The organism is Halomonas sp. BC2 (assembly GCF_002078115.1).
In the GTDB taxonomy this organism is placed as follows: Bacteria; Pseudomonadota; Gammaproteobacteria; order Pseudomonadales; family Halomonadaceae; genus Vreelandella; species Vreelandella stevensii.
The window spans coordinates 73,801-88,325 of the sequence record NZ_LFGT01000004.1; the positions used below are offsets into that span (position 1 = coordinate 73,801).

Consider the following 14,525-nt stretch of genomic DNA (forward strand, 5'->3'; position numbering starts at 1 on the left):
CATCGACGCGGGCGTTGCTGGCGCGGCGCAGCGTGGCCAGCGGTGTGTCGTGGGCCGTTACCATGGGGGCGTTTCCTCGCTGTCGTCGTGTCCCTGAGCGGCTGACGGCTCTGGTGTGGCATGGAAAGGAGCCACGTCCAGCTTGCCTTCGGGGGCTTCGCTGAGCGCGCGCACTTTCAGCTCGGCACTGTCGAGGCGCTGCTGGGCATCGCGGGTGAGCCGCACGCCCTGCTCGAAGGCGGTCAGGGCATCTTCCAATGAGAGTTCGCCTGACTCCAGGCGTTCCACGATGGTTTCAAGCTCGGTCACCGTGGCAGCAAAATCTTGGGGAGGGGTGCTCATGGTCAATGCCTACCGTTTGTCGTGGGCCCTGTGCTCGGTGCGGGCGGCGAAAGTGGCCGGATGCCAGTCAAATAAACGCACAGTATACACCGAGGCAAGGGGGTGGCGTCTGCCTCCCGCTGGCGGGATTCCTCGACGTGTGCCGGACTCATCTTCAAAACGCAGACTTTTCATCATCCATAGGCACCGAGAAAGGCGGGGGCTGTGCTACCATACGGGCCTTCCGTGAACCGATACACGGCGCCTGCCGCCGACCATAGAGGTTGATTCAGCCATGGCCAAAACGTCCCTGGAAAAGAGCAAGATCAAGATCCTGCTACTCGAGGGCGTCCACCAAAGCGCGGTGGACAATTTTCACAACGCGGGTTACGAAAACATCGAGTCTCTCTCTACATCGCTGGATGAAGAGGCACTGATCGAGAAGATCCGTGATGTTCACTTCCTCGGCATTCGCTCCCGGACGCAGTTGACGGAGCGCGTGTTCGATGCCGCCGAGAAACTGGTCAGCGTGGGCTGTTTCTGTATCGGGACCAATCAGGTCGACCTGGATGCGGCGCTCAAGCGCGGTATCGCAGTCTTCAATGCGCCGTACTCCAACACTCGCTCGGTGGCCGAGCTGGTGCTGGCGGAAGCCATCATGCTGCTGCGTGGCATTCCCGAGAAAAACGCGTTGGCGCACCAGGGGGGCTGGTTGAAATCGGCCAAGAACTCCCATGAGGCGCGCGGCAAGACGCTGGGTATCGTGGGCTATGGCAGCATTGGTGCTCAGCTGTCGGTGCTGGCGGAGTCACTGGGCTTCAACGTGATCTACTACGATGTGATCACCAAACTAGGCATGGGTAATGCCAGCCAGGTCGCCAGCCTGGAGGAGTTGCTGGGTCGTTCGGACGTGGTCAGCCTGCACGTGCCGGACCTGCCCTCTACCCGCTGGATGATGGGGGCGAAGGAAATCGCTGCCATGAAGGATGGTGCGATCCTGATCAACGCCGCCCGGGGCAGTGTGGTCGAGATCGAAGCGCTGGCCGATGCCGTGAAGTCTGGCAAGCTGAACGGTGCCGCCATCGACGTCTTCCCGGTCGAGCCGAAGGGCAACGATGAAGAGTTCCAGAGCCCGCTGCGTGGCCTGCACAACGTGATCCTGACGCCGCATATCGGTGGCTCGACGCTGGAAGCGCAGGAGAACATCGGTATCGAAGTGTCCGAAAAGCTGATCACCTACTCGGATAACGGCACCACGGTGACGTCGGTCAACTTCCCCGAAGTGGCGCTGCCTGCCCATCCGGACAAACACCGTCTGCTGCACATCCACGACAACGTGCCCGGCGTGCTGTCGCAGATCAACCGCGTGCTGTCGGAGAACGGCATCAATATCTCCGGTCAGTACCTGCAGACCAACGACAAGGTGGGCTACGTGGTCATCGACGTCGACAAGGCCTATGGCCCGCAGGCGCTGGAAGCCCTGAAAAAGGTAGAGCATACGCTGAAGATTCGCGTTCTCTACTCGGCGCAGAACAGCTGATATTACCGACCCGCGCAGCGTCACAAAACGGCCCGAAAGGGCCGTTTTGCGTATCAGGCCAGGTCGAACAGCAGGACCTCACTGGCCTCGCTGCCTGCCACTGCAAAGTCCTCGCCTGGGTTGAAAGCCACCGCGTCGCCGGTGCGCAGGGTTTCTCCGTTCACCTCGATGGCCCCTTTCACCACATGCAGCCAGGCATAACGGGAGGGCGGCGCCGCCAGCTGATCACCCGCGCTCACCAGGCTGGCGTACAGATTGACGTCCTGATTGACGCTCACTGATCCTTCTCGGCCGCTCTGCGACGCGACCAGGCGCCATTGGCCTTGGCGTTCGGCCGTGGGGAATGCCTTCTGCTCGTAGCTGGGCGCGATGCCCCGCTGGGCTGGCTGGATCCATATCTGTAAAAAGTGCAGGCCGTTTTGCTGGGAGTGGTTGAACTCGCTATGCACTACCCCTGTGCCCGCTGACATGCGCTGTACGTCGCCGGGGCGCATGACCTCGCCGTTGCCCATGTTGTCCTTGTGCTCCATCTCACCTTCGAGCACGTAGGAGATGATCTCCATATCCCGGTGGGGGTGGGCGCCAAAGCCGTGGCCCGGGGCGACCCGGTCTTCGTTGATCACCCGCAGGGCGCGAAAGCCCATGTGCTCCGGGTCCATGTAATTGGCAAACGAAAAGGTGTGGTACGAGCGCAGCCAGCCGTGGTCTGCATAGCCGCGCTCGTTGGAACGACGAATCTTCATGAACGGTACCTCGTTATTCAGTCAGGTTGTTGCCTTCTATATGTCGCCTACTATACGACCGAGTGCGCCTGGCGTGGGGTGAAGCTTTCTCAATGGTGGCGTCGAAATAATCGACGATTGAGGGCCGCCAGAATAGTGGCTGGCAGGCGCGTGCAGATGCACGCGCGGCGCGCTTTTTGCTATCATGCGCGGGATTATTCACCCGGTCCGCCCTTTACGAGGGCGACTACCAGGAGCACTTCATGACGACCCCCACTTCCACGCCGCCCATCGTGGTGGCTGCGCTATACAAATTTGTCACCCTGAACGACTTCGAAGCGCTGCGCGAACCGCTGCGCCAGACCATGCTGGCCAACGACGTCAAAGGCACGCTGCTGTTGGCCAAAGAGGGCATCAACGGCACCGTGGCCGGCAGTCGTGAAGGCATCGATGCGCTGCTGGCCTGGCTGACCGCCGACCCGCGCCTTGCCGATATCGACCATAAAGAGTCATTCTGCGACGAGCCGCCGTTCTACCGCACCAAGGTGAAGCTGAAAAAGGAGATCGTGACGCTGGGCGTGCCGGGCATCGACCCCAACGACACCGTGGGCACTTACGTCGAGCCGGAAAACTGGAACGACGTGATCTCCGACCCGGAAGTGCTGGTGATCGATACCCGTAACGACTACGAAGTGGCGATTGGCAGCTTCGAAGGCGCGGTCGACCCCAGGACCACCACCTTCCGCGAGTTTCCCGAGTACGTGCGCCAGCACTACAACCCGGAGCAGCACAAGAAGGTGGCGATGTTCTGCACTGGCGGTATTCGCTGCGAGAAAGCCTCCAGCTTCATGCTGAAAGAGGGCTTCGAAGAGGTGTACCACCTGAAGGGCGGCGTGCTCAATTACCTGGAAAAGGTGCCGGAAGAGCAGTCGCTGTGGCGCGGCGAGTGCTTCGTGTTCGATAACCGCGTCACCGTGCGCCATGATCTCACCGAGGGCGAGCACGAGCAGTGCCACGCATGTCGCATGCCGATCTCTCAGGAAGACATGCAGTCGTCGGCCTACGAGCCCGGCATCAGCTGCCCGCACTGCATCGACTCGCTGCCCGAGAAGACCCGCGCCGCCGCCCGCGAACGCCAGCGCCAGATCGAGCTGGCCAAGGCCCGCGGTGAACCCCATCCGCTGGGCTACAACCCTCGCCAGGCGGCCCACGACAAAGCGTAACCCGACCCTGTGGCCGCTTGCCCTGCAAGAGGCCACTTTGGCCGTCGTGAGCGATCAGCACGTCGGGCGGGCGCTAGGCTGAGCAGCACGTTTTGCTCAGGAGCCTGCCATGCCCTCTTCACACATTGCTTCCCTCGACGACTGCCTGCTGCGCGGGGCATGATTTGAAGCAGATGCGCGCCCACTCCGAGCAGGCCTATTACCAGGTGCTGTTCGCTCGCCGTGGCGATGCCGTTGGAAGAAGCCTACGCCTTTGCCGGAGACACCATGGCCTGCAACATGCTGGCTGAGGACGTGGCCGAGGGCATCGATGCGTTTATCGAAAAACGCCCGCCGGTCTGGCGGCACCGCTAGCGATCCATTGGTGGAATTTGTTTCCGTAAACGCGACATGGCCGCCGGGGCGCGTTATCCTGCTGATTTATGAATGTTAACGCGCCCTCAGGAGAGTGCCAGGTGAGTGAAGTAAAGCGCAGGTCAGTCGGACGTCCGGCGGGAGCCACCAAAGCCAGCGGCGGGCATAGCCAATCGTTGGTACGCGGCCTCACGCTGCTCGAATACCTGGCGGCCAGCCCGCTGGGGCTGGCGCTCTCGGAGCTTTCCGAGCAAGCGGACCTGGCACCTTCCACGACCCACCGGCTACTCCAGGCACTGCAAAGCCAGGGGTTCGTCACCCAGGAGAGCGAGCAAGGCCTGTGGCGCATCGACGTGAAAACCTTCCGCATTGGCAACAGCTTTCTGGAAGCGCGTGACGTGGTGGCGAAAAGCCGTCCGTTTTTGCGCCGCCTGACGGCAGAGACCGGCGAAACGGCCAACCTGGGCATTCGCGATGGCGCCACGGCGGTGTTCCTGGCCCAGAACGAATCGCCGCAAATGATGCGCATGATCACGCGGCTGGGGTCGCGGGCACCGCTGCACGCCTCTGGGGTAGGCAAGGCGCTGCTGGCCTGGATGAGCGAGGAGGAGCGCGACGCGCTGTTGGCGGGTGGGTATGAGCTGGCGCGCGTCACGGAAAACACGCGCTATCAGGTCGATTCGCTGTTGGCAGAAATGGCCGCCATTCGTGCTCAGGGCTTTGCCTGTGACCGTGAAGAGCATGCCATTGGCCTGCACTGCGTGGCCGCGTGTATTTTCGACGAGCACGCCACCCCCTTGGCGGCCATTTCCGTTTCCGGGCCCATGGCGCGCATTCCAGAAGATCGCCTGCTGGCGTTGGGGGCGCTGGTGCGTCGCACGGCCGACGACATCACCCTGCAAATGGGTGGCCAGCGGCCTCGTTAATTGCCGATGATTGCTCATGTTTAGTCTGTTTTGGGTGGCACTAGCCAGTGCCACACTACTGCCGGGCGGCTCTGAAGTGTGGCTGGCCAGGCTCTGGTGCCTGGGTGAGCCCGCGCTGGGGTTGTGGCTGGTCGCCACGGCGGGCAATACGCTGGGCAGCGTGATCAACGTGGCCATGGGCCGCTATGCCCGCCAGTTTCAGGACCGTCGCTGGTTCCCTGCATCACCGCAAGGGTTGGCCCGCGCAGAGCGTTGGTACCATCGCTTTGGTGAGTACAGCCTGCTGTTCTCGTGGTTACCGGTGGTGGGCGACCCGCTCACCGTCCTGGCCGGCGTCATGCGGTTGGCCTGGTGGCGGGCGCTGCTCTGGATCGTGCTGGCCAAGGGCGCGCGCTATGCGCTGTTGATCGTCATGGCCCAGCAGTGGCTGGCCCCTTACTGCCAATAAGGCACTGCTATGCGATTGCCTGAAAACTGCACGAGGAAGCCTTCGTTGGCGCACCAAAAGCAGCCGCGATAACGTCTCTGACAGTCAGGCATGTTACCCTAGCGTATGTTATGTCAGGTTTGCATTCCTGATGGATGCACTATTCTGTGTGGACGTGTCTGTGTGGGCACGCACAGACAGGTTCTTGGCAAGTCGCAGGATCGCAAAAACTCACCCAAAGGGAGGTTATGGTGTGACGTCACTACGTTTACTACCTTGGCTAGGCGTCTGGATGCTGACGCTGTTCGCCTTGCTGGCCGGGCCAGCCATGGCGCAAACCACGCTAGGCGCTGACAATGAAGCGTCGAATACGAGTGCCGAGCAGCCGCCCTCGTATTCGGCGCTGGCGGATCTGCTGGAAGACGAGCAAGCCCGTCAGGAGCTGATCGAACTGCTGCGCCATCAGGCATCGGCGCTACCTCCCGCACTGGCCAACGAGCTCTCCCCGGAAGCCGCGGCTGCCGGTGGCAATGTCTCTCCTGAAGACGTCTCGCTGCCGCGCCAGCTGGCCGAGTTGACCAGCCGCACGGTGAGCGATGTGGGTGGGCAGCTGGAGCAGGCCGTCTCGATCGTGGGCAACCTGTTCACGGGGCAAGGTGGCGGCACCTTCAACATGGCCGACTTCACCAATGCCGCGATCAATCTCGGCATCGTCATCATTGCCACGTTTGCCCTGTTCTTCACCTTCCGTCGTCTCGCCAAGACGCTGTTTACCAAGCTCAGCGCCTGGTCGCTGGCCGGTGGCAGTTTGACCCCGGTGCTGCGTCTCGTGCTGTGCGTGGCGTTGGCCGCGGTGGTGGATGTGCTGCTGGTGGCGCTGGCCTACGTGGGCGGCAACCTGATCGCCACGTTCGCGGTGGGCGAAGCGGGCGAGCTGTCTACCCGGGCCTCGCTGTTCCTGAACGCGTTCCTGATCATCGAGCTGCTCAAGGCGGCAGTGCGCATGCTGTTCTCCTCCCGCTATGAGGGACTGCGGCTGCTGCATATTTCTGCCCAGGAAGCCTCATATTGGAATCGCTGGATCGCCCGCCTGATCGGTATGGTGGGCTATGGCCTGATGGTGGTCGTACCGCTGGTCAACTATTACCTGGCCCCGACCTTGGGGCAGGCCGTGGGCACCTTCATCATGCTGCTGGCCTTCGTCTATGCCGTGGCGGTGGTGCTGAAGAACCGTGTTCGACTGCGTGATAACTTGATCCTGATGGGCGACCGTTCGACGCTGATGGCCAGTCGTGTCTCGCTGCACCTTTTTGCCCGTACGTGGCACCTGTTTGCTCTGCTCTACTTCCTGATGGTGTTCGTACTGACCCTGACCCGCCCGGGCGACGCACTGCCCTTCGTGCTCATGGCCACGCTGAAAACGCTGGTGGCGGTGGTGGTGGGGCTGCTGCTGTCCACCTTCCTCACCCAGGCCATCGGCCGTCGTATTCAGCTGTCGGATGACCTGCGGCGCAAGCTGCCGCGGCTGGAAGCGCGCCTGAACAGCTACGTGCCCAATGCCCTGCGCGTGCTGCGCACCATCATTGTCGTGGCTGTGATCATGGTGGTGCTGGATGCCTGGGGAGCGTTCAATCTCGCCGCCTGGTACGCTTCCGAGCGCGGTGCCAACCTGGTGGGCAACCTGATCAGCGTGGCGGTCATTCTGATCGTATCGCTGGGCGTATGGCTGGGGCTGGAAAGCCTGATCGAGCACAAGCTGAACCCCGAGACGGGCGACGGGGAGCCCTCGGCGCGTGCCAAGACGCTGCTTAGCCTGTTCCGCAACGCACTGACCATTGCCATGGTGACCATTACCGGCATGATCGTTCTGTCGGAGATCGGCATCAACATCGGGCCACTGATTGCCGGTGCCGGTGTGCTGGGTCTGGCGATCGGTTTCGGTGCCCAGAGGCTGGTGCAGGACGTCATCACCGGCGTCTTCATCCAGGTCGAAAACGCCATGAATACTGGCGATGTCGTGACCGTAGGCGGTATTACCGGCACTGCTGAGCGGTTGAGCATACGTTCGGTAGGCATTCGCGACCTTTCCGGCACCTACCATATCGTGCCGTTCTCCAGTGTGGACACGGTCTCCAACTACATGCGTGAGTACGGTAATCACGTGGGCGAATACGGTATTGCCTACCGCGAGAACATCGACGATGCCATTGCCCAGCTCCAGTTGGCCTTCGAAGACCTCAAAGCCAACCCAGAGCACAGTCACAAGCTGTTGGCAGACATGACCGTGGCGGGCGTTACTGCGCTGGCCGACAGCTCGGTCAATATCCGTGTGGTCATCAAGACCACGCCGGGTGACCAGTGGGGCGTTGGCCGGGCATACAACCGCCTCGTCAAGATGCGCTTCGACTCGGCGGGTATCGAGATTCCGTTCCCGCATACCACCCTGTACTTCGGGCAGGACAAGTCCGGCTCTGCGCCGCCTGCCAACCTGCGTGTCATGAAACAGGACTTCACCATCGATGGTAGCCCGGCAGGGCAGCCCAAACGAGCAGAGCTCGATGTGGATGACCGTCATCGCCCACGGCGTGGTCAGGCACCTTCCGACCAGGCTGCCGAGCACCACAAGCCCGACGGCGAGGATGTCTGATCCTCGCTGCATCAACGACAAGGCCGCCTTCGGGCGGCCTTGTCGTATTTATGGAGTGCTGCTGTGACTCAACAGCCCGGGTAGTTCTCCGAGTGGCGTCCCACCAGGTTGATGGATTCCCCGCCATCTACGAACAGCACCTGGCCCACCACGAAGTCGTTGTCCAACAAATAGTACAAGGCTTGTACGAGATGCGCTGGGCTTCCCTGGTGATCGGCAGGAATACCCTCGATGCGCCACTGAACATAGTCGCTGGTGCGCTGTGATGCGGGCAGCACGACGCCAGGGGCGATGCCATTGATGCGCAGGCGAGGTGCAAACTCCAGCGCCGCCATGCGCGTCATATCTGCCAGACTTTTCTTGGACAGCAGGTAGGCTGCATAAGGGTACTGATGGTAAGCCACCTTGTTGTCGATGATATTGATGATCTGGCCGCGCTCGACCACCTCGGCAAAGTGGCGCGTCAATAGCAGCGGGGTGAACATATTGACCCGAAACTGGGTCTCCAGCATGGCCAGGTTTGTCTGGGCGATGGGCGCAGGCTCATAGGCTGAGGCGCTATTGAGCAGCACATTCAAACCGGGAAAGCGCGCTGTCGCCCGTTGAATCAGTGTTTCCGGTGAGTCGTTCAAAAAGTCGCAGGGAAGAATCTCGCACTCCCTCCCTTTACGACGAATCACCGTGGCCACCTCTTCAGCCTCCCCTCGGGAGCTATTCACGTGCAGGGCGATATCGAAGCCTTTGTCGGCCAGTGCCTCTGCAAAATGGCGTCCAAGCCGTGTGGCGCCGCCGGTGACCAGTGCCGCAGGTGTGGGCATGACGAGTCCCTCGCTATCAGTGTGGTGTGTCATGATGGGGTTTGCCAACCAAGACTCTGCGTGAGCGCAGCGTTTGTCAATAAATTGTACAGAGCTTGAACGAAATGCGTGGCGGTTTACTCTGTAGAAAGCCTGAGTGAGCTATTTTTTGGAGTGCCATGGCGGTTCGACAGTGTCCTGAACTGGTTACCCCATCACGGTTTTTATATGGAATGCTGCTATGCCATCAACGTCGTCACATGGAGCGACTGACACCATGCATCATGAGTGCGTGATTTCACTGGGTTCCAATATCGAACCCGAGCACCATTTTGCCCGAGCACTGGACATTTTGAGCAGCGAGTGTGAGCTGGTCGCCCACTCGGAGGCTGTTCGTACGGCGCCGGTTGGCTTTCAGCAGCAGCCCGACTTTCTCAATGCTGCGCTGGTGGTTCGCACCACGCTGGAGCGGCGCGCCTTCAAGGCCTATTTGAAGGATGTCGAGCATCGCCTGGGACGCGTGCGTGGGCTGATCAAGTCGGGGCCACGTACCATGGATTTGGACATCGTGGCCTGGGATGGCGAGATAGTGGACGAAAGCTATTTTCAGCACGACTACGTGCGTGGCCCAGTCGATGCTGTGCTAGCCGACAGCGGGCGCTCGCTAATCAGTGCGGGCCCTGTCCGACATAATTGATGCGACAGGCCTCACGTTTTCGGGGGGGCGGCCGATAATTACGCTAATCGTGCCCTGCGCGTTTACTTTCGAGGTCATGCCCGTGCTTAGCCTTGCGACCAACATCACGTCGCTGCTGGTGATGAACAATTTGCGTACGAGCCAGCAGGCCATGCAGACCTCCATGCAGCGCCTGTCTTCCGGCTTGCGTATCAATAGCGCCAAGGACGACCCCGCCGGTCAGGCCATTGCCAATCGCATGGGCGCGCAGATTCGAGGCATGACCCAGGCCATTCGTAACACCAACGATGGCATTTCCATGGTGCAAACGGCGGAAGGCTCGCTGAACCAGATCAACGACAACCTTCAACGTATCCGTGAGCTGAGCGTTCAAGCCCTCAACGGCACCAACTCTTCCGAAGATTTGGCCTCTATTCAGCTGGAAATCGATCAGCGCCTGGAAGAGATCACCCGTGTCACTGAGCAGAGTAACTTCAACGGCATTCCTCTGATCAACGCAGATCGGACCCTGAACATTCAGGTGGGTGCCAATGCGGGGGATGTGATTGGCATTCGTTTTTCCGCCATGGGGCTTCAGGCGCTTGGTCTGGAAGGTTTTAGCGTGCTGGACGATGGCACGGCCACCGGCAAGCCCATGGACGTGGTGGATGAAGCCATGAAGCTGGTCGACCGCCAGCGCAGCTACCTGGGCGCCGTGCAGAACCGCTTCGAAAGCGTGATCGACGGACTCAATACCAACATCATCAACACCTCTGCTGCCCAGTCACGCATCCAGGACGCTGATTACGCGCAGGAAGTTTCCAACCTGATTCGTGCCCAGCTGTTGCAGCAGGTCGGCATCTCCATGCTGGCTCAGGTCAACCAGCAGCCGCAGGTGATTCTACGGCTGCTGCAAGGCTTGTAAGCCGAGATCAGTCGATGAGCCCTTGCTCTCGCGCCATGGCATAAGCCGCTTGCGGCCACGAAGATGGTGGTCAGCAGCAAGATGGCCATGGCCATCCAGGTGCCGCCAGGCAGTGCCTGGGCCACGGTGAGGGTAGCCACGTCGAACTGGAAGTTTTCGAGTGCCTCGGTGATATCGATCACGTCGGTCAATTGGTAGTAAATGCCGGTACCGCCCAGCAGCGTGAACCAGACGGTCGTCGCCAAAGGGGCGAGCACCGCCACCGCCAGAACCAAAAAAAAGCGCCATTCAATGAATGGCGCGAGGACAGGAAACTGAGCACAGTATACCGTCGGGTTAGACCAAAGTCTAACGATTTGGCCAAAATGTTTTCTAATGGTGCGAGATGGGTGTGGTGCGCACCATTTTGGCGCTTTCAGGCGCAATGAGGGACCCGTTCGCTTATCTAAGCGCATGAATGAACAGTAAAAAGCAAAAGATGGCAGCGTTGCTGCAAAGCATCATCAATATTGTATACAAGGTGCTCACTGCCATGCCGACTCGCTCCCGTACTGCCCGTTCCTCTTTGTTTCCGCTAGCGCTATTTGGCGCGGTGCTGATGATGCCGCTCGGCGCTGCTGCCGAGACGACCTCGATTCGCTTCCAGCTGGACTGGCGCTTCGAAGGCCCGGCAGCGCCGTTTCTGATGGCAGCCGAAAAAGGCTACTTCGCCGAAGAAGGCCTGCAGGTTCAGATCGATTCGGGAAGCGGCTCGGCAGGGGCGGTGAACCGGGTGGCCTCGGGTGCCTATGAGATGGGCTTTGGCGATCTCAACGCGCTGGTCGAATTCCTTGCGGAAAACCCGGAAGGCCCCGGCATCAAGGGCGTTTATATCGTTTATGACGGCACGCCCGCGGCGGTGTTTGCGCGCAAGGAGAGCGGCATCGAGAGCCCCGCTGACCTGGCAGGCAAAACCATCGCCGCCCCGGCCTTCGACACCGGCTATCGCGCCTGGGGCATCTTTGCCGCTGCCAATGGGCTGGAAGCCGACGCAGTGGCGTGGCAAAACGTCGACCCTGCGCTACGCGAAACCCTGCTGACCCGGGGCGATGTCGATGCCATCACCGGCTTCTACTTCACCAGCCTGCTCAATCTGGAAGAGCGCGGCATGAGCGAAGACGAGCTGACCATCATGCCGTTCCCCGACTACGGCGTCCCGCTGTACGGCAACGCGATTCTGGTCAGTGATGCCTTTGCCGATGCCAACCCCGAGGCCGTGCAGGGCTTCCTGCGCGCCTTCAACCGTGCGCTGGGAGAGACCCTGGCAGACCCCGAAGCGGCCATCGAGTACGTGCGTAACCGCGATGGCCTGATCGATGTCGAGATGGAGACTCGCCGTTTGAAGCTGGCGCTGGAGAGCGTGGTGGATACCCCCGATGCCCGTGAGCATGGCGTGGGCGGCGTGGATGACGCGCGGCTGAGCCAGGCGATTCAGCTGGTGGCGGATGCTTACGATCTGCCCACGTTGCCATCCCCCGATCAGGTCTTTGACTCCCGCTACCTGCCGCCGGTAGAAGAGCGCATGCTGCTGCCGGAGGCGGAGTGATGTCGGCAGCGTTCGTCCGCTTCGATGACGTCAGCCTGGCGTACGACGGCTCGGGCAACGCCATCGAAGATATCGACCTGTCGATCCACGAAGGCGAGTTCGTCGCCTTCGTAGGGCCGTCAGGATGTGGCAAATCCACTTTCATGAAGCTGTGTACCGGCCTGCATGCCCCTACGCAGGGAAGCATTCAGGTGGATGGGCTGCCCGTGACCGGGCCTTTGAAAATCACCGGCATGGCGTTCCAGAATGCCAACCTGCTGCCCTGGCGTACCACTCTGGACAACGTGCTGCTGCCGCTGGAAATCGTCGAGCCCTATCGGAAGCAGTTTCGCAAGCGCCGGGAAGAGTTCAAAGGCTGGGCTCGGGCGCTGCTCGAGACGGTGGGCCTGGCCGAGCATGAAAACAAGTACCCCTGGGAGCTGTCGGGGGGCATGCAGCAGCGGGCGTCCATCTGTCGCGCGCTGATTCATCGGCCGCGCTTGCTGATGCTGGACGAGCCCTTTGGCGCGCTGGATGCGTTCACCCGTGAAGAGCTCTGGTGCGTCTTGCGTGACCTGTGGGAGGCCCAGCGCTTTACCGTGGTGTTGGTGACCCATGACCTACGCGAGGCCGCTTTCCTGGCCGACACCGTCTATGTCATGAGCCGTCGTCCGGGGCGCGTGATCGAGCGGCGCACCATCGAACTGCCTCGCCCTCGGGCGCTGGAAACCACTTACCAGAAACCGTTCATTGACCTGGTGCAGTCGCTGCGCGCCCAGATCGGTGAAGTGCGCAGCGCCTGAAGGAATGCCCATGAACCACAATCGCAAGCTGGCCGAGCGGCTGGCTCCCTGGATCGCCATGGCGGGGCTGGTGGTGATCTGGGAAGTGACGGTACGCCTGTTCAACGTGCCCAGCTTTATTTTTCCCAGCGCGCTGGACACGGTTCAGGCGCTGGTGACCTACGCCGGGCCCATCGGCAAGCACTCCTGGCAAACCTTCTGGACCACGTTGATTGGCTTTGGCCTGGGCGTTGCCGTGGGGCTGTTGCTGGGCTTCATCATCGGCTCGTCGCGCTTTTTGTACAACGCCTGCTACCCGCTGCTGGTGGGGTTCAACGCCATTCCCAAGGTGGCCTTCGTGCCCATTCTGGTGGTCTGGTTCGGCATCGGCTCGGTGCCCGCGATACTCACCGCTTTTCTGATCTGCTTCTTCCCCATCGTGGTGAACGTGGCCACCGGCCTGGCAACCCTGGAGCCTGAGATGGAAGATGTGTTGAGAGTGCTGGGCGCACGGCGCATCGATGTGCTGCTCAAGGTGGGCTTGCCGCGTTCGCTGCCGTACTTCTTCGCCTCGCTGAAAATCGCCATTACGCTGGCCTTCGTGGGCACGGTGGTGTCCGAGACCGTGGCCTCCAACCAGGGCATTGGCTACCTCATGATGAGCGCGGGCTCGCAGATGCGCATGGGGCTGGTATTTGCCGGGCTGCTGGTGATCAGTGCCATGGCCATGGTGATGTACGAGCTGTTCTCGCTGCTGGAAAAGCGCATGACCGCCTGGGCACACCGAGGGCAGCAGCGCCAGTAGCCGGTCAGGCTACCAGCGGTAGAGGAGCGACGCGCTGGTGGTATGGTCGGTACGCTCGCTGGCCTCTTCGGGGGGCTGGGAGTTGCGCTTGATCTCATGAGACAGGCGCAGCGACAGCCGCGAATTCAGGCGTGCCGTGAGGGCCGACAGCGAGCGCGAGGTGGTGTTCTCATGGGTATACTCCACCGACATCTCCTGGCGTAGATCCGCGAACTGGGAGAACTCCCAGCGGTAGTCCAGCGCCGAGTAGGCCACGCCCAGCCGCTCGTTCTCATCGTCACGCAGCCGGTCATGGCGATAGCCGGGCCCTGCTTCCAGAGAAAGATAGTGGCGCTCGCCATCCACAATCTGTCGACCATAGCCGCCAATGGCGGTGAGCTGCTGATCGTAGCCCGCAAAGCGGTCCTTTTCCCAGCGGGCAAACCCAAACAGATAATGCGGGCCGTTGAAGTCATAGCGCTCCCGCCCCGCCACGAGGTACTGCTCCGCGCTGGTGTTGCCATCCTTGCTGACATTGCGCACTTCTGCCCGAAACGAGTGGGTGAAGTCGCCGGTCAGCCAAGTGAGCAGTGTTTTGCCGATCAGCGTGCGGCTGTCGGTATTGCCGGAGAGCTGGTTGAAACCAAGCTCGGCGTCGCCGCTGAAGATGGGCGCATCTTCCTGGGGCGGCGGTGGCGCATAAAAGGGGTTGGCTGCGGCAGCCCCCGCCCACAGCGGGCAGCTGGCCAGTAACAGGTAGCGTGAAAGGTGTCGCACTTTTCTCCTCCTTGAGTGTTGCGGTGGGCAGGGAGTATATAAGCCGCTGGGTGAAAAAGC

14 protein-coding genes and 2 pseudogenes are annotated in these 14,525 nt (G+C 61.2%); 11 read left to right on the plus strand and 5 right to left on the minus strand.

The window, feature by feature from the left end; all coding sequences use genetic code 11:
- Positions 1–57: 57 nt before the first annotated feature.
- Entirely contained in the window at positions 58–342 is a 285-nt protein-coding gene (locus B7L71_RS02945) for an exodeoxyribonuclease VII small subunit (RefSeq protein WP_016915392.1), read from the minus strand.
- A gap of 274 nt (positions 343–616) precedes the next feature.
- Here B7L71_RS02945 and serA point away from each other — a divergent pair, with 274 nt between their 5' ends.
- Positions 617–1,861, plus strand: a complete 1,245-nt coding sequence (serA, locus tag B7L71_RS02950; protein ID WP_081135900.1) for a phosphoglycerate dehydrogenase — start codon at positions 617–619, stop codon at positions 1,859–1,861.
- A 53-nt stretch (positions 1,862–1,914) separates the two neighbouring features.
- Here serA and B7L71_RS02955 read toward each other — a convergent pair whose 3' ends face one another.
- Entirely contained in the window at positions 1,915–2,604 is a 690-nt protein-coding gene (locus B7L71_RS02955; RefSeq protein WP_081135902.1) for a pirin family protein, read from the minus strand.
- 242 nt (positions 2,605–2,846) lie between these two features.
- Here B7L71_RS02955 and trhO point away from each other — a divergent pair, with 242 nt between their 5' ends.
- From trhO to ybiO, 5 genes and pseudogenes are all read left to right on the plus strand, one after another.
- The gene (trhO, locus tag B7L71_RS02960) at positions 2,847–3,806 is read left to right on the plus strand and encodes an oxygen-dependent tRNA uridine(34) hydroxylase TrhO (protein ID WP_081135904.1); all 960 of its coding nucleotides are present in this window, start codon (positions 2,847–2,849) and stop codon (positions 3,804–3,806) included.
- Between the two features lie 222 nt (positions 3,807–4,028).
- A pseudogene (locus B7L71_RS17835) lies at positions 4,029–4,160 on the plus strand (enoyl-CoA hydratase); the annotation flags it as partial.
- Positions 4,161–4,261: 101 nt separating this feature from the next.
- Positions 4,262–5,086 carry an IclR family transcriptional regulator domain-containing protein gene (locus tag B7L71_RS02965; RefSeq protein ID WP_081135905.1) on the plus strand — a complete coding sequence of 275 codons (825 nt, stop codon included), beginning with the start codon at positions 4,262–4,264 and terminating at the stop codon, positions 5,084–5,086.
- Between the two features lie 16 nt (positions 5,087–5,102).
- Positions 5,103–5,534, plus strand: coding sequence for a YqaA family protein (locus B7L71_RS02970; RefSeq protein WP_081135907.1), 432 nt, complete (start codon positions 5,103–5,105; stop codon positions 5,532–5,534).
- 271 nt (positions 5,535–5,805) lie between these two features.
- Positions 5,806–8,160, plus strand: a complete 2,355-nt coding sequence (ybiO, locus tag B7L71_RS02975) for a mechanosensitive channel protein (protein ID WP_081135908.1) — start codon at positions 5,806–5,808, stop codon at positions 8,158–8,160.
- A gap of 68 nt (positions 8,161–8,228) precedes the next feature.
- Here the strand turns inward: ybiO and B7L71_RS02980 are convergent, their stop codons facing one another.
- Complete coding sequence (locus tag B7L71_RS02980; RefSeq protein WP_081135910.1) at positions 8,229–8,978, minus strand: SDR family oxidoreductase; 750 nt, start codon at positions 8,976–8,978, stop codon at positions 8,229–8,231.
- A 256-nt stretch (positions 8,979–9,234) separates the two neighbouring features.
- Here B7L71_RS02980 and folK point away from each other — a divergent pair, with 256 nt between their 5' ends.
- Positions 9,235–9,654, plus strand: a complete 420-nt coding sequence (gene folK / locus B7L71_RS02985) for a 2-amino-4-hydroxy-6-hydroxymethyldihydropteridine diphosphokinase (protein ID WP_081135911.1) — start codon at positions 9,235–9,237, stop codon at positions 9,652–9,654.
- An 82-nt stretch (positions 9,655–9,736) separates the two neighbouring features.
- Positions 9,737–10,558 (plus strand): flagellin N-terminal helical domain-containing protein, encoded by an 822-nt coding sequence (locus tag B7L71_RS02990; RefSeq protein ID WP_081136028.1) that lies wholly within the window; start codon positions 9,737–9,739, stop codon positions 10,556–10,558.
- Positions 10,559–10,602: 44 nt separating this feature from the next.
- Here the strand turns inward: B7L71_RS02990 and B7L71_RS02995 are convergent.
- Positions 10,603–10,833, minus strand: a pseudogene (locus B7L71_RS02995) (BCCT family transporter); the annotation flags it as partial.
- 257 nt (positions 10,834–11,090) lie between these two features.
- Here B7L71_RS02995 and B7L71_RS03000 point away from each other — a divergent pair.
- From B7L71_RS03000 to B7L71_RS03010, 3 genes are read left to right on the plus strand one after another with little or no spacing between them, the layout of a single operon-like run.
- The gene (locus tag B7L71_RS03000; RefSeq protein ID WP_040461079.1) at positions 11,091–12,143 is read left to right on the plus strand and encodes an ABC transporter substrate-binding protein; all 1,053 of its coding nucleotides are present in this window, start codon (positions 11,091–11,093) and stop codon (positions 12,141–12,143) included.
- Positions 12,143–12,925, plus strand: a complete 783-nt coding sequence (locus B7L71_RS03005; RefSeq protein WP_081135912.1) for an ABC transporter ATP-binding protein — start codon at positions 12,143–12,145, stop codon at positions 12,923–12,925. Before B7L71_RS03000 ends, B7L71_RS03005 begins: the two co-directional genes overlap by 1 nt.
- Before the next feature lie 10 nt (positions 12,926–12,935).
- Complete coding sequence (locus B7L71_RS03010; RefSeq protein WP_016915378.1) at positions 12,936–13,709, plus strand: ABC transporter permease; 774 nt, start codon at positions 12,936–12,938, stop codon at positions 13,707–13,709.
- Positions 13,710–13,718: 9 nt separating this feature from the next.
- On the opposite strand, the gene B7L71_RS03015 is transcribed toward B7L71_RS03010, so the two are convergent.
- Positions 13,719–14,465 (minus strand): DUF481 domain-containing protein, encoded by a 747-nt coding sequence (locus B7L71_RS03015; protein WP_081135913.1) that lies wholly within the window; start codon positions 14,463–14,465, stop codon positions 13,719–13,721.
- Between the last annotated feature and the right edge of the window lie 60 nt (positions 14,466–14,525).